The following is a 22,377-nucleotide window of genomic DNA, read 5'->3' on the forward strand; positions in this document are numbered from 1 at the left end:
GTTGGCACTCTCGACACGTGAGTGCCAGGTCGGGACACGGTGAGGCCGGGGAATCAACGACACCCCTGGTCGTCCGTCGCGGGCACCGAGCTCGGCCAGCAATGTGTCACCCCCAATCCGGAGGATCACTTCGCAATGGCCAAGATCATCGCGTTCGACGAAGAGGCACGCCGTGGCCTCGAGCGAGGCCTCAATGCCCTCGCCGACGCAGTAAAGGTGACGTTGGGCCCCAAGGGTCGCAACGTCGTACTCGAGAAGAAGTGGGGAGCTCCCACGATCACCAACGATGGTGTTTCCATCGCCAAGGAGATCGAGCTCGAAGATCCCTACGAGAAGATCGGTGCCGAGCTCGTCAAGGAGGTCGCCAAGAAGACCGACGACGTCGCAGGCGACGGCACCACCACCGCTACCGTTCTCGCTCAGGCACTCGTCCGTGAAGGCCTGCGCAACGTCGCAGCCGGCGCGAACCCGCTCGGCCTCAAGCGCGGCATCGAGAAGGCTGTTGCAGCCGTCACCGAGTCGCTGCTCGCGTCCGCCAAGGAGATCGACACCAAGGAGCAGATCGCTGCTACCGCTGGCATCTCCGCAGGCGACCCGTCCATCGGCGAGCTCATCGCCGAGGCAATGGACAAGGTCGGCAAGGAAGGCGTCATCACGGTCGAGGAGTCCAACACCTTCGGCCTGCAGCTCGAGCTCACCGAGGGCATGCGCTTCGACAAGGGCTACATCTCGGCGTACTTCGCCACCGATGCAGAGCGTCAGGAAGCCGTCCTCGAAGACGCGTACATCCTGCTCGTCAGCTCCAAGATCAGCACCGTCAAGGACCTGCTGCCGCTGCTGGAGAAGGTCATCCAGTCCGGCAAGCCGCTCGTCATCATCGCCGAGGACGTCGAGGGCGAAGCTCTCTCCACCCTCGTGGTGAACAAGATCCGTGGCACCTTCAAGTCCGTCGCCGTCAAGGCTCCCGGATTCGGTGACCGTCGCAAGGCGCAGCTCGCCGACATCGCCATCCTCACCGGTGGCGAGGTCATCAGCGAAGAGGTCGGCCTCTCCCTGGAGACCGCCGGACTCGAGCTGCTCGGTCAGGCACGCAAGGTCGTCATCACCAAGGACGAGACCACCATCGTCGAGGGCTCGGGAGATTCCGACGCCATCGCCGGTCGCGTCAACCAGATCCGCGCCGAGATCGAGAACTCCGATTCCGACTACGACCGCGAGAAGCTGCAGGAGCGCCTGGCCAAGCTGGCCGGTGGCGTTGCAGTCATCAAGGCCGGAGCGGCAACCGAGGTCGAGCTCAAGGAGCGCAAGCACCGCATCGAAGATGCCGTGCGTAACGCCAAGGCAGCCGTCGAAGAAGGCATCGTCGCCGGTGGCGGCGTGGCACTGCTCCAGGCAGCGCCCGCACTCGACAACCTCAAGCTCGACGGTGACGAGGCAACCGGCGTGAACATCGTTCGCGTCGCACTGTCCGCCCCGCTCAAGCAGATCGCATTCAACGCAGGCCTCGAGCCCGGCGTTGTTGCGGACAAGGTCTCCAACCTGCCCGCAGGTCACGGCCTCAACGCCGCGACCAACGAGTACGAGGACCTGCTCGCTGCAGGCATCAACGACCCGGTCAAGGTCACCCGCTCGGCACTGCAGAACGCAGCGTCCATCGCGGCTCTGTTCCTCACCACCGAGGCCGTCGTCGCCGACAAGCCCGAGAAGGCCGGAGCGCCCGCTGGCGATCCGACCGGTGGCATGGGCGGCATGGACTTCTGAGTCCAGCCCCTCGCTGAAAAAGCCCGACTCCCTTTCGAGGGGGTCGGGCTTTTTCGTGTGCGGTAGTCAGTCCTGGTGATACGCGATGTTGACGACGTTGCCGTCGGGAGCGCGAACGAAGAAGCGGCGCACACCCCACGGCTCGGTCGTCAATGGGTGCACGATCTCGTAGCCCAGTTTCTGCGCTTCGGCGTACGCGCCATCGACATCGTCGGTGTGCACCGACATCACCGAATCCTCGGGTGCGCTCCGGTCGCTCGTCACCAGCTGAACGCTCACCGGGCGATCGGGTGACGACAGCCGCGCGACCCACCCCATATCGAACTCCTCGGATTTCAGACCGAGGAACTCGGTGTAGAACGATTTGGCCTCGTCGACGTCCGGAACCCGCAGGTTGGTGATGATGCTCGTCGTTTTCATCGAACTCCCTTTCCGAACGTGGGCCGGTCGGAGACCCGGGAGGTTCGACGCTAGCAGCGGAGTTGCCGGCTGTTCGGTGGTTAGTGTGGGGCATGACGCGAATCCGCTCGATGACGGTCGCACTCGCTCTGGCAGCGGCCCTCGCAGGCTGCTCCACCTCCGGAACTGCCACGCCCGTGTCTGCACCGACCACAACCGATGTCACCGCCACCATCGATGGAGCCGCGCCGACGACTACAACGCCAACCACTACCTCGAGTGCCGCCGAGCCGTACGTCGTCGGCAGTACGCGCATCACCGGATCGACAGCGCGTGCGACCTACGACGTCGCGATTCCACAGCTGAGCGGCGGCAATCCGGCCGTGACAGCCGAATTCAACGAGTCGATGCGCGCGGCGTTGCAGGATCAGATCGACCGCGATTACGGGAACGACTTCGCTCTCAGCGACGGCTACTCGACGGGTACGACCCACGTCGGGCGGCGCGTGATCAGTGCCGAACAGATCACGAGTTGGATCGCCGTGCCGCCCGGAGCACACGGTAATTCACTGCTTGCGACCGTGACGATCGACGCCGATACCGCACAGCCGATCACCCTCGGTGATGCCTTCACCGACCTCGATGCCGGCCTGTCTCGACTGTCCGATCGAGCAGCGGAGATTCTTCCGACCACCCGCGCGGGCGGCAGCTTCGAGCGCTCGGGCATCGAACCGACGGTGGCCAACTTCGGGAACTGGACGGCATCGCCGGAAGGTATGAACATTCACTTCGGTGACTACCAGGTGGGGGCCTATGGCATCGGCCTCGTCACGATCACGATCCCCTGGACCGACCTGTCGGATGTCCTCGCTCCCGGCATGGAGGACGTGCTGAGCAGCTGACCCTCAGCCCGGCAATGCGAGCATGGACCCATGATGATTCGCGCAGGGGTGCTGGAGGTTGCGTACGACCGCGTCGGTGATCCGTCGGGCCGATCGGTGGTGCTGATGCACGGGTTTCCGTACGACCCGCGCAGTTACGGCGACGTCGCCAGGCTGCTCGCTCAGTCCGGCTACGACGTGGTGGTGCCCTACCTGCGCGGCTTCGGACCGACTCGCTTCGTCGACGCCGGCACGATGCGCTCGGGTGAACAGGCTGCGATCGGCCACGACCTCCGCGAGCTGATCCTCGCCCTGGAGCTGAACGACCCCATCGTCGCCGGCTACGACTGGGGTGGCCGAGCGGCGTGCGTCGTCGCCGCGCTGTGGCCGGAATTGGTGTCCGGTCTGGTGAGCGTGTCCGGGTACCTCGTGCAGGACATCGAGGCGGCAGTATCCACGCCCGTGCTGCCGCACCTCGAGAAGCGGTACTGGTATCAGTACTACCTGCACTCCGAGCGCGGCAGGGCCGGGCTCGCGGCCTACCGCGCCGAAATCGCCCAGACTCTGTGGACGGATTGGTCGCCGACATGGCGGTTCGGGGACTCCGAATTCGCGGCCACCGCGCCCTCGTTCGACAACCCCGACTTCGTGGACGTGTCCGTGCATTCCTATCGGCACCGATACGGCATCGAGGCGGGCGACGCCGCTTACGCCGCGACGCAGGAGTTGCTGACACGGCAACCGGCGATCACGGTGCCCACGGTCGTGATCGATCCGACCGAGGACACCGTCGCCTCGCTGTACGGCCGCCCGGACCACGCGGCGCACTTCAGCGACCTGATCGATGTTCGTCAGGTCGAGTGCGGCCACAACCCGCCCCAGGAGTTGCCGGGGCAGTTCGCCGACGCCGTCATGACGCTCGGCCAGGTGATCCGGGATCGCGAAAGGAACTAGTCGACCGCGAGTTCGCCCAGTTCGTTCCAGTCGGTGCCGTCTACTTCCTGGCTGATGATCTTCGGCGTCTCCACCAGGTACGGCGGAAGATCCTTCTGGGCCTGCTTGAAGTGATCCGAATTCACATGGGCGGCACCGGCATCCGGGTCCTTGAACGCCTCCACGAGGACGTACTCGGTGGGGTCGTCGAGGGTGCGGGACCAGAAGTACCAGAGGCATCCTTCCTCGGCCTGGCAGGCTTCGGTGAAATCGCGTGAGATCTCGGGCCAGTTGTCGGCGTGCTCGGGCTTGACCTTGAACTTGGCGGTGATGAAGATCAACGTTGCTCCCTGTGGTTGTAGTGACGAATCTGGGTTGTACCCGATTTCACGGTACGAGAATCGCGCGGCCGCGAACCCGTCCGCTGTCGAGGTCGTCGATGGCGCTCTGGAAGTCGTCCAAGGCGTACGTCTGCGTGTGCAGGTTGACGGCACCACGGGCGGCGAGGGACATCAAGTCGCACAGGTCGTTGTAGGACCCGACGAGATTGCCGACGATGTTCTTCTCCGCCGACACCAGGTCGATGGTCGGCACGTCGACGTTCTCGCCGTACCCGATGACGTGGTAATCGCCGGCCCGCCTGGTCATCGCCAATCCCTCTGCCGTGGAACCGTTCTCGCCGACGAAATCGAGTACCACCTCGGCGCCGAAGCCGCCGGTGAGTTCCATGACCTGATCGACCTGACTGCCGTCGGCGACCACCGCGTGATCGGCCCCCAAGGTGAGCGCCAGTTTCACGGCGTCGGCATTGCGGTCGATGACGATCAGCTCGGCGGGCGACAGTGCCTCGAGTACCTGAATGCCGATGTGGCCGAGGCCGCCTGCTCCGATGACGACGCACTTGTCGCGGGGAGTCAGACGCCGGGCCGCCTTCGCGGCCGCGTGATATGCCGTCAGGCCGGCATCGGCAAGCGCAGCGACTGCGGACGGTTCGAGTGAATCATCGATCTTGACGACGGTTCGCGCATTGGTCCGTAGGTAATCGGCGTATCCACCGTTGGTGTCGATACCCGGGAAATCGCTCGTCTCGCAGTGGACGTCGTCGCCCGAGCGGCACGCCCGACACAACCCGCACGTGACGAGTGGATGCAGAATCACCTTGTCGCCCTCGCGGACGTTGGTGACGGCCGAGCCGACGGCGTGGACCCACCCGGCGTTCTCATGGCCGATCGTGTAAGGCAGTGTGACGCCGGATTTCTCGGCCCACTGGCCTTCGAGAATGTGCAGATCGGTACGGCACACGCCGGCACCGCCGATCCTGACGATGACGTCGAGTGGGCCCTGTACTTCCGGAATCGGAACCTCGGTCATCTCCAGATTCTTGTGATATCCGACGACCTGGACGGCGCGCATCGAACTCATGAAACATGCTCCTGTGTAGTGCGGAGGGGGACAGTGAGAGTGGTGAGAGGAACGAACGCGCCCTCTTCGCGGGGGACTTGCTGTTCCTCTGCGCCGGGGTAGCGGGTCTGCAGCAATCCGCGGCAGAAGTGGGCGTTGCCGTCGATCGAGACTCGGGTGGCGCGGGCGCGTCGCATCACCATCGTCAGGTCGCCGGTATGCGGGCGTCCCGCATGATCTACTAGTGCCGGTGCGGCCGGATCGGTCCGCAGGCCGAGAGCCTCGCGTCGGCGAAGCAGCGCGGTCGAGGTGCGATCATCCGGTAGGTCTCCGAGAACCACTGCGACCAGGTCGTTCTCGGTCGAGTCGGGATTGGCGCGCAACCACGCCATGAGCGACCGTTCCATCGCCGCCACGTACGCCTTGCGGCGGAACGTCGCTCGTAGTTCGTCGAGGTCCTCTTCTGCCTCGTGCCCGAAGGTGCCCCGATATCCCGCGTCGGCGGCGAGCCCGGCGTTGATCTTGTCCGAGTCGTGGTGATCGTCGAGTTCGACGAGAACGTGCTCGGTCCACGGCAGTGCCGTCAACACGTCCTTCGCATCGCCCGACATCAGGTACGCGAAATTCGGTGAGCAGAACGACGTGGGCAACCGCAGATGAACGTGGACGGTGCCGTCGTCGACCTCGAGGGACCGCACGAACCCGAGATCGGTGATGGGCTCGTCCAATTCGGGATCCAGGACGACGCCGAGCGCGGCGTAGGCCTCGTCGTGCCTCGACAGGGTTGCAACGACCGTCATCTCACACCGCCGCGAGATCGGCGCGCTCGGGCTGACGCGGTCCGGTCTCGGTTTCGTTCGCGTCAGGCAGCTGCAGCTCGGCGGGCACCGGGATGTCGTACAGCTTGGCGGCGTTCAGTCCGAGCACCTTCTTCTTCTGTTCGAGCGTGATCGGCGCGTACTCGTCCAGGGACTCGTGGATCTGGAAGTCGACGAATCCTTCGACCAGCCACTTGGGCGTCCACAGCGCGTAGTCGGAGGAGAAGAAGATGCGGTCCTCGCCGAGCCAGTAGAGCAGCTCGCCCATGATCTGACCGAAGTACTTCGGCCGCGTGTGCATGAACGGGATGGCGACCGCGAGGCCGGCGTACACGTTGGGTTCCTGGGTGGCGATCCAGCAGAAGTCCTCGAGTCGCGGAAGGCCGCAATGCTCGACGACGAAGTTCAGATCCGTGAAGTCGGTGGCCACGTGGTCGACGTCTGCGACGTCGAACGCATCGCGATCGAGCGGACGGATGGTGGGTCCCTTGTGCACGTGGATGTTCTTGATGCCGACCTCGCGGCACACGTCGAGGTAACGCCGAGTCCAGTCGTCGTCGAGCTTGTAGCCACGAGAATCGCCGTGCCAGTCGGCGGTGTAGAGCTTGACGCCCTTGAGCCCGAAGCGTTCTGCGTCGGCACGTAGCTGGTCCAGGCCACGTTCGCCGTTGCGTGGGTCGAAGTGGTGGTTGTAGGTGAGCTTGTCCGGGTGAGCTGCAGCGAGCGCCGATGCCTCGTCGGTCTGGCCGAACCCGCGGTGGTAGAACTCGCCCAGGTGAGCGGGCTGGAAGATGGCGTGGTCGACGTATCCGATCTCGAACAGGTCGCGCATCAACCGATCGCCGCCCTGGTAGAGGTACTCCTCGTAACTCCACAGCTCGCTCTCGGGGGAGAGATTGCGGTGGTAGTCGTAGAAGCAGTCGATGAACTGCTTGCCGTGGATGTTGCGTTGGTTCTCCTGCCGCGCATCCCAGAGCGCGACGTGGGCGTCCACGATGAAGTAGTTCTCGCCGTTCTTGCTGTACATGGCTGACCTCCAGAGACTGTGCGTGACGTCTGTCACAAGCGATCTGTGGATGACGGTAGGCGCGGCGGAGGCTCGACGAAGTAGCGCGATGTCTCAATTCGAGACGCTGGTTTCGGATCCATGGCGACCAGCGAATGTAACCTGAATCACATGGCAGATCCCGAGGGTCTCGTACGGGCCCGCTTGCACTCGGAGCCCCTCGCTGCCGTGTCGCATCGGTTGCTCGCATCGTGGCACCGAAGCCAGGAATTCGGAGTGCCACTCGAAGACGTCGTACCAGCATTTTCGGGCACCTACGACGGCGAATCGCTGTTCTACCGATGTGGGCGCGAGGTGCTCGACGGACTGCGCGACACGTTGGCGAACGAGCCGGTGTCGATGATGCTGACCGACGCCGACGGTCTGGTGCTCGATCGAGTGAGCGCGGACCGCGAGCTGTTGGCAGCGCTCGACCGTGTGCATCTGGCCCCCGGGTTTTCCTACGGCGAGAATCAGGCGGGCACCAACGGCCTCGCCCTCGCGCTCGCCGATCGAATTCCCGCAGTGGTGCGTGCCTCGGAGCATTACTCGCTTTCGCTCACCGGGTACACCTGCGCCGCGGCGCCGGTGCTGAACCCGATGACGGGCACCGTGGAGGGCTGTGTCAACCTCACCACGTGGTCGGAGTCGTCGACGGATCTGCTGCTGGCCCTTGCTCAGTCGGCGGCAGGGAACACCGCGGCGATGATGCTCGCGCGAGCGCAGGGACAGCACGCGCGTCCAGCGCCACGTGGGACGGTCTTTCGCGTCGAAGCGTCATCGGGTCGGCCGGGCGCGGGCAGCGTCCCGACACTGTCGACGCGGTGGAATCAGGCTCTCGCGTCCTCCGAAACAGCTCTGAGCCAACATGATTCGGTCCTGCTGGTAGGAGAACCGGGAACCGGACGTGCCACGATTCTGGCCCGAGCGCTGCGTACCATCCGCCCACGGGGTCGAATTCTGAGTGCCGGAGTTCCGGCGGCGCGCGACGTCGACGCCTGGCTGGATCTGTGGACGCCCGAGCTGCCCAAGCCGGACACCGCCGTGATCGTCCGCGACGTGGACCGGCTGCCGGCGCGAGGGGCGGACGCGTTGGCGGAACTGATCTCTCGCGTCGGTGACGGCGTGCCCGTCACCCTCACGGCCTCCGATTACGACGCTGTTCCCGCTGCCCTGGCGCAATTGGTGCGTTCGGTCGTCGAGGTCCCGCCGCTGCGCGATCGGCCCGAGGACATCGCTCCGCTCGCTCGGCATCTGGCATTGCGGGCGCGTGGACGCGAGGTCAGCCTGACCGGCGACGCCGAACGAGCCCTCGTCGGATATTCGTGGCCGGGAAACGTCACCGAGTTGGCGACGGTGATGCACGAGGCGGCGGTCCGCGCCGACGTCGTCGGCGTCAATCATCTTCCGCCCGAAGTGCTTTCGCGCACCACGCAACGTCTGACACGAATCGAGACGTTCGAGCGCGACGAGATGATTCGAGTACTCAGCCGGCCCGGCATCACGATGAACCAGGCGGGCGAGGAACTGGGAATGAGTCGGGCCACGATCTACCGCAAGCGAGACCGCTACGGCATCACGCTGCGTTCCCACACGTAGCTTCGGTGGACCTGCGAGAAAAACTCCGACTTCCGAGCGCGCGCGGCCGCGGGTACATCTAGTGTCGCTGGTATGGCATCTCCGGCAATAGAACTCGAGGTGGGTACGCGCACGGTGCGCATCTCCAACCCCGATCGGGTGTATTTCCCCGAGAGCGGTGCCACGAAGCTGGACCTGGTGAACTACTACCTGAGCGTCGGCGACGGCATCGTCCGCGCGTTGCGGGAGCGGCCGTGCATGATGCACCGGTTCCCCAAGGGCCTCGCCGGCGAGAAGGTGCACCAGAAGCGGGTGCCGCACGGAGCCCCGCCGTGGTTGGAGACCGTCGAGGTGACGTTTCCCCGCTACAACCGCACCGCGGACGAGCTGTGCGTGACCGAATTGGCGCACGTCGCGTGGGCGGTGCAGATGTCGACGGTGGAGTTCCATCCGTGGAACTCGCGCCGCGCCGACGTCGAGATGCCCGACGAATGGCGCATCGACCTCGATCCGATGCCCGACTGCCCCTTCGATCGGGTGCAACGCGTCGCCGGTGTCGTGCAGGACGTGCTCGATGACCTCGGCGCAGTCGGCTGGCCCAAGACCTCGGGCGGTCACGGCCTGCACATCTACGTTCGCATCGACCCCGCCCACGGCTTCAAGGACTTGCGAAGGGGCGCACTGGCATTCGCGCGGGAGGTGGAGCGCCGCGCACCCGAGGACGTGACGACGACGTGGTGGCGCAAGGATCGCGACCCGTCGAAGTTGTTCGTCGATTACAACCAGAATGCCCGCGACCACACGATCGCCAGCGCGTATTCGGTGCGGGGAAACCCGAGGGCGACTGTGTCGACACCCATTTCGTGGGCCGAGGTACCTGACGTCGATCCACGCGAGTTCACGATTTTCACCGTACCGGCCAGATACGCCGAACTGGGCGACCTACATGCGGGTATCGACGACGCGGTGTTCGCAATCGACGAGCTACTCGAATGGGCGGAACGCGACGAGCATCAGGGCCTGACGGAGCCCGAGGAGTAGCCGAACTCGAAGTTATGGACGGAAATCGGCAGAAATCCGTCCATAACTTCGAGTTCGGCAGCCAGAAGTCAGTCGGTGCCGGACTCGATTGCGGCGTGGTCGAGGGCTGCGGAGTCCACCGAGTTGTCGGCGCTGCTGGCGGCGATGGCGTCGGCTCCACCGGGGGCGAGTTCGCCGATCAGGTCGCCCCAGGCGGTCAGCTGATCCTGAGCGGCGTACTGCTCGAGTTTGCTGCGCGAATCCGCGATGTCGAGGTTGCGCATGGTCAACTGGCCGATGCGGTCGCCGGGGAAGAAGGCCTGCCCCTGGCTGCGTTCCATCGACAGTTTCTCGGGGTGGTAGCTGAAGTTGCTGCCCTGGGTGTCCACGATGGTGAAGTCCTGACCGCGGCGCAGGCGAACCGTCACGCTGCCGGTGACGACGTTGCCGACCCAGCGCTGCAGGCCCTCGCGCAGCATGAGTGCCTGCGGATCGAACCAGCGGCCCTCGTAGAGCAGGCGCCCGAGGCGGCGGCCCTCGTTGTGGTACGAGGCGATGGTGTCCTCGTTGTGGACGGCGTTGACGAGCCGCTCGTACGTGATGTGCAGCAGTGCCATGCCCGGGGCCTCGTAGATGCCGCGACTCTTGGCCTCGATGATCCGGTTCTCGATCTGGTCGGACATGCCGAGCCCGTGGCGTCCGCCGATGGCGTTGGCTTCCATCACCAGGTCGACGGCACTGTCGAAGGACTTGCCGTTGATCCGAACGGGACGGCCTCGCTCGAAGTCGACGGTGACGTCCTCGGCTGCGATCTCGACCTCGGGATCCCAGAAGCGGACACCCATGATGGGCGAGACGATCTCGAGGGACGTGTCGAGGTATTCGAGACGCTTCGCCTCGTGGGTGGCACCCCAGATGTTGGCGTCGGTGGAGTACGCCTTCTCGGCCGAGTCACGGTAGGGGAGGGTGCGCTGGGTGAGCCACTGCGACATCTCGTGCCTGCCGCCGAGTTCGGCGACGAATGCCTCGTCGAGCCACGGCTTGTAGATGCGCAACTCGGGGTTGGCGAGCAGGCCATAACGGTAGAACCGCTCGATGTCGTTGCCCTTGTACGTCGAGCCGTCGCCCCAGATGGAGACGCCGTCCTCCTGCATCGCGCGCACGAGCAGCGTGCCGGTCACCGCGCGGCCGAGGGGAGTGGTGTTGAAGTACGTCTGCAATGACGATCGGATGTGGAACGCGCCGCAGGTCAGTGCCGCGAGGCCTTCCTCGACCAGCGGTTCGCGGCAGTCGATCAGCCGGGCCTGTTCGGCGCCGTACGCAAGGCCGCGGGCGGGTACGTCGGACAGATCCGGCTCGTCGTACTGGCCGATGTCGGCGGTGTAGGCAAACGGGATCGCGCCGTGCTCGCGCATCCACGCCACGGCCACCGAGGTGTCGAGACCACCGGAGAATGCAATGCCGATTCGTTCACCGACCGGGAGGGAGTTCAGTACCTTCGTCACGGCCAGCAGCTTAGTCGTACGGTCAGCTGGGCCGATCGGCGAGCGACTCCACTGCACCACGGACGGCGTCGAGGTGGGCGGTCATGGCGCGGGCTGCTGCGTCGTACTCGCCGGATCGGATGCCGGCGACGATGGCGTCGTGCTCGACGTTGGACTGCTGCTGCCGGTGGGCGACGAGGTTCAACGTTTCGGACTGCCGCGTCAAGGCGTCCCGGATGTCGACGACGATCGACTCGAACACGCGGTTTCTGCTGGCCCGCGCGATGGCGGTGTGGAATTGCGCGTCCAACAGGACCCAGGCCTCGTGGTCGTCCTCGGAACGCATCTCGTCGGCGAGGCCGGAGAGAACCGCCAACTCGTCGTCGGTGCGTCGTTCGGCCGCCCACCCGGCTGCGGGTACCTCGACGTGGGGGCGGGCCTCCATGAGTTCGCGGGCCTCGTAATTGCCGATGTCGAGGTCGCTACCCACTCGGTCGCGGACGACGAAGGTGCCGAGGCCCGTCTTGGTTTCGGTCAGGCCGAGCGCGTGGCACGAGCGCAGAGCCTCGCGGATGACGGAACGACTGACGCTGTGCCTCGCGGCCAGCGCCGCCTCGGACGGCAGCTTCTGCCCGACGGGGAGCTTCCCCGACGAGATCGCAGCACGCAGGTCGGCGAAGACGGCCTCGGCGGCGCTCATGCGGGCATTGGTGGGCGCACTGACTGCCCAGCTGTCCGACAGGTTCATGCAGTGATCCTATCCCGGGGTTGACCGACGAGGTGTTCTGCGCCACACTCTACCTGTCAGACAGCCGGACAGCTGGACACCCCCTGAAGGAGCGCACCCACCGTGGCCGATACCCGCATCGAGAAAGACCTTCTCGGCGAACGCGAGATTCCGATGACCGTCTACTGGGGGATTCATACCCTGCGTGCGCTGGAGAACTTTCCCATCACGGGGCGGCCGATCTCCACCAACGCCCACCTCGTCCGCGGGCTCGCAGCCGTGAAGTGGGCGGCCGCGGCGGCCAATCAGGACCTCGGAATCCTCGACGCCACCCGCGGGGAAGCGATCCGGGCCGCGTGCCAGGAAATTCTCGACGGCCAGTGGCACGAACAGTTCGTCGTCGACGTCATTCAGGGTGGCGCGGGGACGTCGACCAACATGAACGCCAACGAGGTCATCGCCAATCGTGCCCTGGAAATCCTCGGCCACGCGCACGGTGACTACTCGATGCTGCACCCCAACGAGCACGTGAACGCCTCGCAGTCCACCAACGACGTGTATCCGACGTCGGTGAACATCGCGACCATCTTCGCGGTGCACGAGCTGATCGCATCGATGAAGGTCCTGCGAGATTCGTTCTCCCGCAAAGCAAGCGAGTTCGCCACCGTCGTCAAGATGGGCCGCACCCAGCTGCAGGACGCGGTGCCGATGACGCTCGGCCAGGAGTTCGGCACCTACGCGATCATGATCGACGAGGACTGCTCACGGCTCGAAGAGGCAGCACTGCTGGTGCACGAGATCAACCTCGGGGCCACGGCCATCGGTACCGGCCTCAATGCTCCTGCCGGATACACCGAGTCGGCCGTCGCGCACCTGCGCACCATCACCGGCTTGCCGTTGGTCACCGCAACGGACCTCATCGAGGCAACCCAGGACGTCGGTCAGTTCGTGCACCTGTCCGGTGTGCTCAAGCGCGTCGCAGTGAAACTGTCGAAGATCTGCAACGACCTCCGACTGCTGTCCTCCGGGCCGCGCGCGGGCTTCAACGAGATCAATCTGCCTCCGATGCAGGCGGGTTCGTCGATCATGCCCGGCAAGGTCAATCCCGTCATACCCGAGGTTCTCAATCAGGTTGCCTACGAGGTGATCGGCCACGACGTCACCATCACGATGGCCGCCGAGGCAGGGCAGTTGCAGCTCAACGCTTTCGAGCCGATCATCGTCAAATCCCTGTCCGACGGTATGGCGCACCTGAGTGCGGCGTGCCGCACCGTCGCGCATCGGTGCGTCGACGGCATCACCGCGAACGTCGATCTGCTGCGCGAGCGGGTGGAGAACTCCATCGGTCTGGTCACTGCGCTCAGCCCGTATCTCGGGTACGTGGAGTCGACGGCCATTGCGCAGGAAGCGCTGGTCACCGGCCGCAACGTCGTCGATCTGGTGCTCGAGAAGGGTCTGCTGGCCCGAGAAGAGCTGGATCGACTGCTGAGCCCCGAGCATCTCGCGAACCTGCGGGTGGCTCCCACCGAGCATTCCGTTGCTCCCGAGACGTCGACGAGGTAATGCGATGAGCACCGAGAACCCGACCCAGAAGCAGGCCTTCAGCGAAGAGGAGCTGGGGTATCGAAAAGAGCTGGCCCCGCGCCAGATTCAGATGATCGCCATCGGCGGCGCGATCGGCACCGGCCTGTTCATGGGTGCCGGTGGGCGACTGCGCGACGCCGGGCCCGCGTTGGTTCTGGTCTACGCACTGTGCGGATTCTTCGCATTCTTGATCCTGCGCGCACTGGGTGAGCTGGTGATGCACCGCCCCTCGTCCGGATCGTTCGTCTCGTACTCCCGCGAGTTCTTCGGTGAGAAGGTCGCGTTCGCGGCCGGGTGGTTGTACTGGATGAACTGGGCGATGACGGCCGTCGTGGACGTGACGGCAGTGGCGCTGTACATGAACTTCTTCAAGAAGTACTGGGCACCACTGGGCAACGTGGATCAATGGGTGTTCGCGCTGGCCGGCCTGGTGTTGGTTCTCGGTCTGAACCTGGTGTCGGTCAAGGTGTTCGGTGAGCTCGAATTCTGGTTCGCGCTGATCAAGGTCGTGGCCCTGGTGACGTTCCTCGCGATCGGCACCTACTACGTCATCTTCGGTACCCCCATCGACGGTCAGGCTCCGGGTCTGAGCGTCCTCACCGACAACGGCGGTCTCATCCCCAACGGACTGCTTCCGGCGATCGTCGTGATCCAGGGCGTCGTATTCGCCTATGCCTCCATCGAATTGGTCGGAACCGCCGCCGGAGAGACGCAGAACCCCGAGAAGGTCATCCCAAAGGCGATCAACACCGTCATCGTCCGCATCGTCGTCTTCTACGTCGGCTCGGTGCTGCTGCTCTCGCTGTTGCTGCCGTACACCGCGTATCAGGCCGGGGAGAGCCCGTTCGTCACGTTCTTCGGAGCGATCGACGTCGAGGGTGCCGACGCGATCATGAACCTCGTCGTGCTCACCGCAGCGCTGTCGTCTCTCAACGCCGGGCTGTACTCCACCGGTCGCATCCTGCATTCGATGGCGGTCGCCGGCTCGGCACCGAAATTCGCGGCCCGCATGAACAAGCAGGGAGTTCCGTACGGCGGCATCGCACTGACGTCGGTGGTGACGCTGCTCGGGGTCGTCCTCAACGCAGTCGTCCCGGCGCAGGCGTTCGAGATCGTGCTGAACCTTGCTGCGCTCGGCATCATCAGCGCGTGGGCCGTCATCGTGGCGTGCCAGCTCAAGTTCTGGTCTCTGTCCAAGACCGGCGCGGTCACCCGGCCTGCGTTCCGGTTGTTCGGTGCCCCGTACACCGGCTACGCAACGCTAGGCTTTCTGGCGTGTGTACTGGTACTGATGGCCTTCGACAAACCCGTCGGTACATGGACCGTCGCGTCCATCCTGCTCATCGCGCCGATGCTGATCGCCGGATGGTACATGTGCCGCAACAGAATTCGAGAGGTAGCCGCCCGTAATGACTGAGGAGTGGAGCCTGCCGGAACGACCCGACAGTGCTGAGTTCGTCGCGTTGTTGACCACCGGTGGGACGATCGCCAGTAGTCGCGACGAGCACGGGGTTTCTCGGCCGGTCGCAGGCGTGGGCGTCGACATGGACGGCGTGGTGGTGCGCGAGGTGATGTCGAAGGACAGCTCCGCCCTGGACCTCGCCGATCTCGACGCCATTCGTACTGCCGTGGTCGACGCGTTGGACGAGGACGGCTGCGCCGGAGTGGTGGTGTTGCACGGCACCGACACCATGGAGGAGTCGGCGTTGTACGTCGACCTGTTCCACGACGACGCGCGTTCGGTGGTGTTCACCGGGGCCCAACGCACCGCCGATCATCCGGACCCGGACGGCCCCGGCAACATCGCCGCCGCGGTGACGGCGGCGCGGTCCGAGCAGGGAGTGCTGATCGCGTTCGGCGGACGAGTACTGCCGGCCCGCGGGGCGATCAAGAAGCACACTTCCGAACTCGACGCCTTTCGGTCGGCAGCAGTGCCGAGGCCGGACCCGCTGCGGTGGCAGCCCGTCGCGGGAGTGCGCGTGGACGTCGTGGCCCTGTACCCGGGCGCGGACGGGGTGCAGATCGATGCCTGTCGCGAAGCAGGGGCGTCGGGCATCGTGCTCGAGGCGTTGGGCTCGGGTAACACCAACGCTCTGGTGGTGCACGCGGTGAAAGAGGCCGTTGCTGCCGGGCTGCACGTGGTCGTCACGACGCGGGTGCCGTTCGGTGAGACCTCGCCGACGTACGGCGGCGGAGGCGGCGGCCACGATCTGCTCGACGCCGGTGCGGTCTTCTCTCGCGAACTCCGGGCCGGACAGGCGCGCATCCAGTTGGCGGCGCTGGTCGCCACTGGAGCCACTGACGTAGTTGTCCACAATTGCTTCTCGTAGGCGGGATCCCGCCTACGGAGCCGAATAGTGGACACTCAGCGCACCAGGGAGGCGTGACGTGAGCACGATCGAGATCGAGTTCGCTCCACATTGGGTGAACGCGTCCTTGGTGCGCACGCTGGCGCGGCCGTTCGTGACGATCGACGGCGTGGAGCATCGCCAGTCGTGGTCGGAACCGTCGACCTACGAGCTGGCACCGGGTGGCCACGAGCTCGCCGCATTCATTCGGTACCGCGGCACGACGTCCGCACTCGGCACCGGGCGGCGACGCGTCGAACTCGGTGCAGAACAGCATCTTCGGCTGCGAGCTCGAAACGGGTGGGCGAACCACATGCCGTTCGAGTTACAGCTCCGACTCGCCCCAGGTCTCGACGCGTAGTTCGTCCCCGACCGAGATGGTTCCTTCCTCGATCACCGAGAACTTCGAACCGAAGGCGACACCCTTCTGCCGGGCCCGGCGGTAGGTGCCGAGAGTGCGCAGAGGTTCGGGTCCGGTGCGAACACCGGTGCTCTGCTCCACCGTGGTGACGGCGCAGCGGATCGCCAGCTTCGTGTACGCCAATCGTGCGTCGCCGATCGAGATGTCGCGCACTTCGTCCTCGACATGAGCGTCCTGCGAGCCGTCGACGACGATGTTGGGCCGAAATCGGTCGATCGGCAGCGGGGCGTCGAGGCGGGAGTTCAGACCGGCCAGCGTGGCGGTCGAGAGGATGTGGACGGCGGCGCTGTCGGCGAAATGGGCCGAGCCGGGACGGATTCCGTCGGTGACGCGGCCGTGATCGCGGGGCGCGGCGACGAGGCGTGAGGGCTCGCCGATGACGTCGGTGAGCCAGGCGGCGATGTCGTCGCCCTGGTCGATGCCCCGCAGCGGCGCGCCGAACATCGTGACCCCGCGGTCCGCGGAATCACGATCGACGACGGCGGTGACGCTTCCTGCGCTCTCGTGGCGCAGTGTCAGTGAGCCGTTTTCCACCGAGCATCGAACGACGGCCAGCACGGGATCGGTGCGTTGGCTGCGGAACGAGCCGTCGGAGTCGACGATCATGAACGCTCGATCGTGTTCGAGACCGGCTGCGCTCACCCGGGCCGAGTCCAGCGCCGTACCGGCACATCCTTTGACGGGATAGGTCACCAGAGACGACACGCGCACCCGTCGAGGATACTGGGACACATGACTCGTGCTCTGTTGGTAGTCGATGTTCAGAACGATTTCACCGAGGGTGGTGCTCTGGCCGTGGTCGGCGGTGGGGAGGTGGCGCGCAGGATCAGCGCGTACCTCGCCCGGAGCGGCGACGACTACGACCTCGTGGTGTCCTCACGCGACTGGCACGACGGCGACAGCGACAACGGTGGACATTTCGCCACCGACGCTGCCCCGGATTTCGTCACCACGTGGCCCGTGCACTGCGTCGCGGGAACGGTCGGCGCGGAATATCACCCGGATTACCGAACCGGCAGCGTCGACGTGCATGTCTACAAGGGGCAGGGCAGACCGTCGTACTCGGCGTTCGAAGGCGTCACCGAGGACGGAACACCCCTGTCCGAGATCCTGACCGCCAACGAGGTGACGGCCGTCGACATCGTCGGTCTCGCCACCGATTACTGCGTGCTGGCGTCGGCGAAAGATGCAGTGGCACAGCACCTGGACGTTCGGGTTCTCACCGATCTGGTGGCCGGGGTCGCTCCCGAGACCTCCGCAGCGGCTCTCGACGAACTCCGCGAAGTCGGAGCAGCAGTGGTGTGAAACAGCAGTGGTGTGAAACAGCAGTGGTCTACGAGTCGATCGTGGTGGTGATGGACGTGACCGACGGTGCCGCGGGGGTGCTGCCGAAACCGAACGTCACCGGGGGAGTGACGGGCGTCAGCGAGCCGAGGTCCTCTCCTTGCCAGGATGCGACGACGTCGACGACGCGGTGCTGGTGCCTGGCTCCGTAGTATTCGCGCCTGCCTCCGCCGGCGCTGCCGCGAGTTCGCACTCCGCGCAGTATCACTCGGGCGATGGGGTCGCTGATCGTGCAGAACCACGGTGCGGTGGACACGGCGTCGGGGACGAGGCTCAGGGCGCGGCCGAGAACCGTCGGTCCGGCCACTCGAATGCGTAGCGACAGATCCGCGGCGACGACGGACCGCCAGCCGTCGGGCTGGTCGGAGAAGGTGACCGGTACCAGCTCGGTGGAATCGAACGAGTATGTCGCCGTGACGAATTCACGTACTGCCTCGTTCGGTGCCACGAGTAGGCGTCGACCGTCCGCGAATTGGACCATCACATCGGTGAATTCGCCGAGGGGTGAGCGCGTCCAGTGTCCGACGACGATGCGCACTCCCGACGTCGTACCTACCCCGTAGATCTCTCCGTGAAACCGTGATCTGGTCATCTTCGTGCACTCTCACCTAGGTAGCACTACGCGGTGCATAGTGGAGGTCATGGCGTCCTCGCAACCCACTGTATTCGTCCTGTTCGGCGCGACCGGAGACCTCGCGAAGCGAATGGTTCTGCCGTCGTTCTACCAACTCCACGTCGAAGGCCTGCTGCCGGAGAAATGGATCCTGATCGGCAACGGTCGTAAGGACTCGTCCGACGACGAGTTCCGCGACCACGTGAAAGATGTGCTCGACGAGTTCGCCGAGAACGTGGCCGACGACGATTGGTCGGCGTTCTCGAAGCGAATCCGATTCGCGGGCAACGGCTTCACCGTCGACGATCCCGGCAAGCTCCCTGACGTCGTCGCCGACGCCAGGAAAGAGATCGGTGACGACGCACAGCTGGTGCACTACATCGCGCTGCCGCCGAGCACGTTCGTCGACTACACGAAGGCCCTCGGTGCACACGATCTGGCCGAGGGTTCCCGAGTGGTGTACGAGAAGCCCTTCGGCACCTCGCAGCACAACTTCGAGGAACTCGACAAGGCCGTGCACGAGGTCGTGAAGGAGGAACAGGTCTATCGCATCGACCATTTCCTCGGTAAGGAAGCAACGCAGAACCTGCACGTGTTGCGGTTCGCCAACGGCATGATCAGCGGCATCTGGAACTCGGAACACGTGGAGCACGTGCAGATCGACGTGCCCGAGACACTCGACATCGACGACCGCGCCGAGTTCTACGACGAGACCGGTGCCGTTCTGGACATGCTGGTGACCCATCTGTTCCAGGTGGCCGCCGAGGTGGCCATGGAACCCCCTGCATCGTTGAAGGCCGAGGATCTGCAGTCGGCTCGCGAAACGGTCATCGGGCAGTTCCGTCCACTCGACACCGACGAGGTGGTTCTGGGGCAGTACGACGGCTACCGCGACGTCGACGGCGTTGCCGAGGATTCGACGGTCGACACGTTCGTGGCCGCGAAGCTGTGGGTGGATACCGATCGCTGGCGTGGGGTGCCGTTCCTGCTTCGTACCGGCAAGATGCTCGGTGCCGGAGCGCAGCGGGTGTCGCTGGTGTTCCGCAAGCCCGCCGACAGTCCACTGTCGACGCTGCCCGAAGACGGCGCGGTGCTCTCGTTCGACCTGTCCGGTGACGGCAGCATCGATATCGCCATGACGGTCAAGGAACCCGGACCGGATTTCGACCTGTCCGTCGGACATCTGTCGTTGCCGCTGAAATCGGTGCCCGACGCGGAGCCGTTGAGCCCGTACTCCCGGCTGATCCTCGATGTACTGAACGGGGACCGATCGCTGTTCACCAGACCCGACGGCCTGGCCCACGTGTGGGAGGTGGCGGCGCCGCTGTTGAACGATCCGCCCGCGGTGAAGAACTATGCGCCGGGCTCGATGGGACCGACGGAAGCCGACGATCTGGCTGCGCCCTGCGGTTGGTTGATCACCGGGAAAACCGAGGACTGATCACCGGAACGGTGAAGAACCGGGTCGGCTTTCGAGCCCCGAAACAGCCGGTGGGTCCTTTTTGTCCGAAACGATGGAATGGATCGCGTCTGGAACGTTATGTTCCTGTGGCCTGGTCACCCTCCGGCTCGGGCCACGACGTGTCTTTCGAAAGGCTTACCCATGCTCCTCGATCTCCTCACCGGCCTCCTGCCCATCCTCGGCGGCGGCGAAGACGGTGGCATCACCGGACCCATCACCGGTGGCCTCACCGATGGTCTCGGTGAACTTCTCGACGGACTGCTCGGCGGAAGCACCGGTAGCTTCGGCTCCAGCTAGGCCCCATTCCGCGAAGTCCGACGGCAAGGCCCCGTTCCTCCACCGGCGAGGATGCGGGGCCTTTCCGCGGTGGCGGGAGCTCACGGGCGGCGCGGCATCAGCATCAGGGCCGCCAGGTAGATCAGCACGACTGTGCCACCGCTCAGCACTGCACCGGCGACGGTGGCGACGCGAACGAGGTTGACGTCCCAACCGAAGTAGTCGGCTATACCGCCGCAGACGCCTCCGATCATCTTCTGCGAGTTGGACAGGGTGAATTCTCTGGGGGAATTGCTCTCGAATGTCATGGTGAGAAGTCTGCGTCGCCGACGCCTGTGGGCACATCGGGGCTTTCACCCATATCGACCCGGAGAATCGAACGATCGAGAAAGGGGTCGCCGAACAAGTTCGGTGACTTTTACGACGCAGACACTCGACCTGTTGTCGGCGCGAGGATTACGGTCGGATGTGTCGGTCGCTTCCGGTCCGTCCCCCTTGCAGACCGGAAGCGTGTCCGATGCGTCCGGTTGCGCTCGGTGTTCACCGAATCGCCATGGACCGGTCACCGATGAGCACTAACTTTCGGCGCATGACCGACTTCGATCTCCGCAACGGCGTGGCTGCACGCAAGAATCTCAGCGACGTGCGGGACATCACGACCGCCGTGGATCTTGCCGATACTTCGGGGTTCGTCGTCGACGACTCCGATGACGACGACCCGGTGCTGCTGACGGTACCGGGCGGTCACGTCGTCGACACGTGGCGGGAGAACTACCCCTACGACGAGCGTATGACCCGCGCCGAGTACGAACTCGAAAAGCGGCTGCTGCAAATCGAACTGCTCAAGCTGCAGATGTGGTCCAAGGACACCGGACGACGCCACGTCATCATCTTCGAGGGTCGCGACGCCGCCGGTAAGGGCGGCACGATCAAGCGGTTCATGGAGCACCTCAATCCCCGCGGCGCACGCGTCGTCGCGTTGGAGAAGCCGTCGGTGCGGGAGTCGACGGAGTGGTATTTCCAGCGGTACATCGGGCATCTGCCTGCGGCCGGCGAAATTGTGATGTTCGACAGGTCTTGGTACAACCGTGCCGGTGTCGAACGGGTCATGGGGTTCTGCACCGAGGAGCAGCATGCACAATTCGTTCGGCAGGCACCGCTGTTCGAGCAGATGTTGGTGGACGAGGGCATCAGCTTGACCAAGTTCTGGTTCTCGGTGTCGCAGCACGAGCAGCGCACTCGCTTCGCGATCCGGCAGGTGGATCCGGTACGGCAGTGGAAACTGTCGCCGATGGATCTTGCGTCACTGGACAAGTGGGATGCGTACACCGCTGCGAAGGAAGAGAACTTCCGCGCCACCGATACCGACGTAGCACCGTGGACCGTGGTGAAGAGCAACGACAAGAAGCGCGCGCGGATCAACGCGATGCGGTTCGTGCTCAACAAGTTCGACTACGCCAACAAGGACTCCGAGATCGTGGGCGAAACAGACCCGCTGCTCGTCGGACGCGCGAAAGACGTGCTCGGAGAATAATTCTGGGCTACATACCGGGGTCTGCTCGGTGAACGTCCTGCGTCGCTTCGGTATCCGCGCAGCGAGTTCGTGCCGCGTTGTGCACCGCGCCGGTGGTTGCGGTAGGAAAGTGGTAGGCCGTATTACCTACGGCTGTACGAAGAGACGAGCATCAGGAGTTCTCATGGGTTCAGCTGCGCAGTTCATCACCGACATTGCAACCGGAGTCTACGACGGCATCGTCGACGCGATCGTCGAGCAGATCGTCGGCGTGCTGACGTCGGGTAGCGCCGCGTAATTCGTCGGTCCACGAGTCGCGGTCGCTGTCGGGGGCGGCCGCGACTTTTCGTCTCCGTGACCGTTTTGTGACAGCTCACCAAGATTTCTGACTTTTCGATGCCAATGCGTGTACGAAACGTTATCCGTTCGGGTAGAAATCTTCATGCAGAGATAATCGAGTGACGACCGTCACGTTCGATCTGCACATCCCTCGAACAACAAGGAGCCTGTCGCATGTCCGCTGAACTCGGTGACCTCTTGGCAATCTTCATCCAGCTCTTCTCGGGTATCAGTTCTTCCTCCGACTGACATCCCGGCTCCGCGCCGTAGGCCTCGGCCAGGACGGCCGACCGGAGCCGAATCGATGAACAGTAAGGCTCGCGACGCCGCGTCGGCGGCGAATCCCCCTCTCTCGAAGGAGTTTTGATGGAATTTCTCTCGCTGTTGCTGCAGTTGCTCGCTGTCGGCAGCTCCGAAGGAACAGGTTCGG

General features: G+C 64.7%; 23 protein-coding genes. 13 read left to right on the top strand and 10 right to left on the bottom strand.

All coding sequences use genetic code 11. The features are described from left to right. Positions 1 to 135: 135 nt before the first annotated feature. Positions 136 to 1,761, top strand: coding sequence for a chaperonin GroEL (gene groL, locus ASH04_RS02935; RefSeq protein ID WP_008713461.1), 1,626 nt, complete (start codon positions 136 to 138; stop codon positions 1,759 to 1,761). A gap of 66 nt (positions 1,762 to 1,827) precedes the next feature. Here the strand turns inward: groL and ASH04_RS02940 are convergent, their stop codons facing one another. After that, a complete protein-coding gene (locus ASH04_RS02940; RefSeq protein ID WP_032386150.1) occupies positions 1,828 to 2,181 on the bottom strand; it encodes a VOC family protein in 354 nt (117 codons plus the stop codon). 92 nt (positions 2,182 to 2,273) lie between these two features. On the opposite strand from ASH04_RS02940, the gene ASH04_RS02945 reads away from it, so the two are divergent. Together ASH04_RS02945 and ASH04_RS02950 are read left to right on the top strand one after the other, a co-directional pair. Further along, positions 2,274 to 3,062 (top strand): RsiV family protein, encoded by a 789-nt coding sequence (locus ASH04_RS02945; RefSeq protein ID WP_057472697.1) that lies wholly within the window; start codon positions 2,274 to 2,276, stop codon positions 3,060 to 3,062. A 30-nt stretch (positions 3,063 to 3,092) separates the two neighbouring features. Next, positions 3,093 to 3,995, top strand: a complete 903-nt coding sequence (locus ASH04_RS02950) for an alpha/beta fold hydrolase (RefSeq protein WP_057472698.1) — start codon at positions 3,093 to 3,095, stop codon at positions 3,993 to 3,995. On the opposite strand, the gene ASH04_RS02955 is transcribed toward ASH04_RS02950, so the two are convergent. From ASH04_RS02955 to ASH04_RS02970, 4 genes are read right to left on the bottom strand one after another with little or no spacing between them, the layout of a single operon-like run. Continuing rightward, positions 3,992 to 4,315 (bottom strand): putative quinol monooxygenase, encoded by a 324-nt coding sequence (locus ASH04_RS02955; protein ID WP_032365151.1) that lies wholly within the window; start codon positions 4,313 to 4,315, stop codon positions 3,992 to 3,994. The two genes, ASH04_RS02950 and ASH04_RS02955, sit on opposite strands and share 4 nt — an antisense overlap. Before the next feature lie 46 nt (positions 4,316 to 4,361). Next, complete coding sequence (locus ASH04_RS02960) at positions 4,362 to 5,387, bottom strand: NAD(P)-dependent alcohol dehydrogenase (protein WP_057472916.1); 1,026 nt, start codon at positions 5,385 to 5,387, stop codon at positions 4,362 to 4,364. A gap of 5 nt (positions 5,388 to 5,392) precedes the next feature. Continuing rightward, positions 5,393 to 6,175: an iron-sulfur cluster assembly protein gene (locus ASH04_RS02965; protein ID WP_057472699.1), complete on the bottom strand. Its 783-nt coding sequence runs from the start codon at positions 6,173 to 6,175 to the stop codon at positions 5,393 to 5,395. Position 6,176: 1 nt separating this feature from the next. Further along, positions 6,177 to 7,220 (bottom strand): amidohydrolase family protein, encoded by a 1,044-nt coding sequence (locus tag ASH04_RS02970; protein ID WP_027498441.1) that lies wholly within the window; start codon positions 7,218 to 7,220, stop codon positions 6,177 to 6,179. A 150-nt stretch (positions 7,221 to 7,370) separates the two neighbouring features. Here ASH04_RS02970 and ASH04_RS02975 point away from each other — a divergent pair, with 150 nt between their 5' ends. Both ASH04_RS02975 and ligD read left to right on the top strand, forming a co-directional pair. Continuing rightward, the gene (locus ASH04_RS02975) at positions 7,371 to 8,837 is read left to right on the top strand and encodes a helix-turn-helix domain-containing protein (protein ID WP_051365423.1); all 1,467 of its coding nucleotides are present in this window, start codon (positions 7,371 to 7,373) and stop codon (positions 8,835 to 8,837) included. A 72-nt stretch (positions 8,838 to 8,909) separates the two neighbouring features. Then, positions 8,910 to 9,857: a non-homologous end-joining DNA ligase gene (gene ligD / locus ASH04_RS02980; RefSeq protein WP_032373709.1), complete on the top strand. Its 948-nt coding sequence runs from the start codon at positions 8,910 to 8,912 to the stop codon at positions 9,855 to 9,857. 68 nt (positions 9,858 to 9,925) lie between these two features. Here the strand turns inward: ligD and argG are convergent, their stop codons facing one another. Together argG and ASH04_RS02990 are read right to left on the bottom strand one after the other, a co-directional pair. Then, on the bottom strand, positions 9,926 to 11,341 hold the full coding sequence (argG, locus tag ASH04_RS02985) for an argininosuccinate synthase (RefSeq protein ID WP_032369815.1): 1,416 nt from the start codon (positions 11,339 to 11,341) through the stop codon (positions 9,926 to 9,928). Positions 11,342 to 11,363: 22 nt separating this feature from the next. Next, positions 11,364 to 12,068: a FadR/GntR family transcriptional regulator gene (locus ASH04_RS02990; RefSeq protein WP_032386154.1), complete on the bottom strand. Its 705-nt coding sequence runs from the start codon at positions 12,066 to 12,068 to the stop codon at positions 11,364 to 11,366. A gap of 102 nt (positions 12,069 to 12,170) precedes the next feature. On the opposite strand from ASH04_RS02990, the gene aspA reads away from it, so the two are divergent. From aspA to ASH04_RS03010, 4 genes are read left to right on the top strand one after another with little or no spacing between them, the layout of a single operon-like run. Next, a complete protein-coding gene (aspA, locus tag ASH04_RS02995) occupies positions 12,171 to 13,610 on the top strand; it encodes an aspartate ammonia-lyase (RefSeq protein WP_027498436.1) in 1,440 nt (479 codons plus the stop codon). A 4-nt stretch (positions 13,611 to 13,614) separates the two neighbouring features. Next, positions 13,615 to 15,048, top strand: coding sequence for an amino acid permease (locus ASH04_RS03000; protein ID WP_032399574.1), 1,434 nt, complete (start codon positions 13,615 to 13,617; stop codon positions 15,046 to 15,048). Further along, complete coding sequence (locus ASH04_RS03005) at positions 15,041 to 15,961, top strand: asparaginase (RefSeq protein ID WP_057472700.1); 921 nt, start codon at positions 15,041 to 15,043, stop codon at positions 15,959 to 15,961. Before ASH04_RS03000 ends, ASH04_RS03005 begins: the two co-directional genes overlap by 8 nt. 58 nt (positions 15,962 to 16,019) lie before the next feature. Next, positions 16,020 to 16,340 carry a hypothetical protein gene (locus ASH04_RS03010; protein WP_057472701.1) on the top strand — a complete coding sequence of 107 codons (321 nt, stop codon included), beginning with the start codon at positions 16,020 to 16,022 and terminating at the stop codon, positions 16,338 to 16,340. On the opposite strand, the gene ASH04_RS03015 is transcribed toward ASH04_RS03010, so the two are convergent. Continuing rightward, positions 16,305 to 17,111: an MOSC domain-containing protein gene (locus ASH04_RS03015; protein WP_082519168.1), complete on the bottom strand. Its 807-nt coding sequence runs from the start codon at positions 17,109 to 17,111 to the stop codon at positions 16,305 to 16,307. The genes ASH04_RS03010 and ASH04_RS03015 overlap by 36 nt on opposite strands. Before the next feature lie 21 nt (positions 17,112 to 17,132). On the opposite strand from ASH04_RS03015, the gene ASH04_RS03020 reads away from it, so the two are divergent. Further along, entirely contained in the window at positions 17,133 to 17,705 is a 573-nt protein-coding gene (locus ASH04_RS03020; RefSeq protein WP_032390641.1) for an isochorismatase family protein, read from the top strand. A gap of 28 nt (positions 17,706 to 17,733) precedes the next feature. Here the strand turns inward: ASH04_RS03020 and ASH04_RS03025 are convergent, their stop codons facing one another. After that, complete coding sequence (locus ASH04_RS03025) at positions 17,734 to 18,336, bottom strand: hypothetical protein (RefSeq protein ID WP_057472703.1); 603 nt, start codon at positions 18,334 to 18,336, stop codon at positions 17,734 to 17,736. A gap of 49 nt (positions 18,337 to 18,385) precedes the next feature. Here ASH04_RS03025 and ASH04_RS03030 point away from each other — a divergent pair, with 49 nt between their 5' ends. Then, entirely contained in the window at positions 18,386 to 19,798 is a 1,413-nt protein-coding gene (locus tag ASH04_RS03030) for a glucose-6-phosphate dehydrogenase (RefSeq protein ID WP_027498429.1), read from the top strand. Between the two features lie 162 nt (positions 19,799 to 19,960). Continuing rightward, entirely contained in the window at positions 19,961 to 20,116 is a 156-nt protein-coding gene (locus tag ASH04_RS26400) for a hypothetical protein (RefSeq protein WP_155288427.1), read from the top strand. A gap of 80 nt (positions 20,117 to 20,196) precedes the next feature. Here the strand turns inward: ASH04_RS26400 and ASH04_RS03035 are convergent, their stop codons facing one another. Further along, positions 20,197 to 20,403, bottom strand: a complete 207-nt coding sequence (locus tag ASH04_RS03035; RefSeq protein ID WP_027498428.1) for a PspC domain-containing protein — start codon at positions 20,401 to 20,403, stop codon at positions 20,197 to 20,199. A 281-nt stretch (positions 20,404 to 20,684) separates the two neighbouring features. Between ASH04_RS03035 and ppk2 the strand changes: the two genes are divergently transcribed. Next, entirely contained in the window at positions 20,685 to 21,629 is a 945-nt protein-coding gene (ppk2, locus tag ASH04_RS03040) for a polyphosphate kinase 2 (RefSeq protein ID WP_045840630.1), read from the top strand. Positions 21,630 to 22,377 lie beyond the last annotated feature (748 nt).

Source organism: Rhodococcus sp. Leaf233 (assembly GCF_001426165.1).
In the GTDB taxonomy this organism is placed as follows: domain Bacteria; phylum Actinomycetota; class Actinomycetes; order Mycobacteriales; family Mycobacteriaceae; genus Rhodococcoides; species Rhodococcoides fascians.

What these genes read in the sequence shown, in the direction of transcription:
- ASH04_RS03005 (WP_057472700.1), top strand. Translation starts at nt 15,041, where the DNA reads ATGACTGAGGAGTGGAGCCTGCCGGAACGACCCGACAGTGCTGAGTTC.
- ASH04_RS02940 (WP_032386150.1), bottom strand. Translation starts at nt 2,181, where the DNA reads ATGAAAACGACGAGCATCATCACCAACCTGCGGGTTCCGGACGTCGAC.
- ASH04_RS02970 (WP_027498441.1), bottom strand. Translation starts at nt 7,220, where the DNA reads ATGTACAGCAAGAACGGCGAGAACTACTTCATCGTGGACGCCCACGTC.
- ASH04_RS03035 (WP_027498428.1), bottom strand. Translation starts at nt 20,403, where the DNA reads ATGACATTCGAGAGCAATTCCCCCAGAGAATTCACCCTGTCCAACTCG.
- ASH04_RS03000 (WP_032399574.1), top strand. Translation starts at nt 13,615, where the DNA reads ATGAGCACCGAGAACCCGACCCAGAAGCAGGCCTTCAGCGAAGAGGAG.
- ASH04_RS03025 (WP_057472703.1), bottom strand. Translation starts at nt 18,336, where the DNA reads ATGACCAGATCACGGTTTCACGGAGAGATCTACGGGGTAGGTACGACG.
- ASH04_RS03020 (WP_032390641.1), top strand. Translation starts at nt 17,133, where the DNA reads ATGACTCGTGCTCTGTTGGTAGTCGATGTTCAGAACGATTTCACCGAG.
- ASH04_RS02960 (WP_057472916.1), bottom strand. Translation starts at nt 5,387, where the DNA reads ATGCGCGCCGTCCAGGTCGTCGGATATCACAAGAATCTGGAGATGACC.
- ligD (WP_032373709.1), top strand. Translation starts at nt 8,910, where the DNA reads ATGGCATCTCCGGCAATAGAACTCGAGGTGGGTACGCGCACGGTGCGC.
- ASH04_RS02965 (WP_057472699.1), bottom strand. Translation starts at nt 6,175, where the DNA reads ATGACGGTCGTTGCAACCCTGTCGAGGCACGACGAGGCCTACGCCGCG.
- ppk2 (WP_045840630.1), top strand. Translation starts at nt 20,685, where the DNA reads ATGACCGACTTCGATCTCCGCAACGGCGTGGCTGCACGCAAGAATCTC.
- groL (WP_008713461.1), top strand. Translation starts at nt 136, where the DNA reads ATGGCCAAGATCATCGCGTTCGACGAAGAGGCACGCCGTGGCCTCGAG.
- ASH04_RS26400 (WP_155288427.1), top strand. Translation starts at nt 19,961, where the DNA reads ATGCTCCTCGATCTCCTCACCGGCCTCCTGCCCATCCTCGGCGGCGGC.
- ASH04_RS02990 (WP_032386154.1), bottom strand. Translation starts at nt 12,068, where the DNA reads ATGAACCTGTCGGACAGCTGGGCAGTCAGTGCGCCCACCAATGCCCGC.
- ASH04_RS03030 (WP_027498429.1), top strand. Translation starts at nt 18,386, where the DNA reads ATGGCGTCCTCGCAACCCACTGTATTCGTCCTGTTCGGCGCGACCGGA.
- ASH04_RS02975 (WP_051365423.1), top strand. Translation starts at nt 7,371, where the DNA reads ATGGCAGATCCCGAGGGTCTCGTACGGGCCCGCTTGCACTCGGAGCCC.
- ASH04_RS02950 (WP_057472698.1), top strand. Translation starts at nt 3,093, where the DNA reads ATGATGATTCGCGCAGGGGTGCTGGAGGTTGCGTACGACCGCGTCGGT.
- ASH04_RS02945 (WP_057472697.1), top strand. Translation starts at nt 2,274, where the DNA reads ATGACGCGAATCCGCTCGATGACGGTCGCACTCGCTCTGGCAGCGGCC.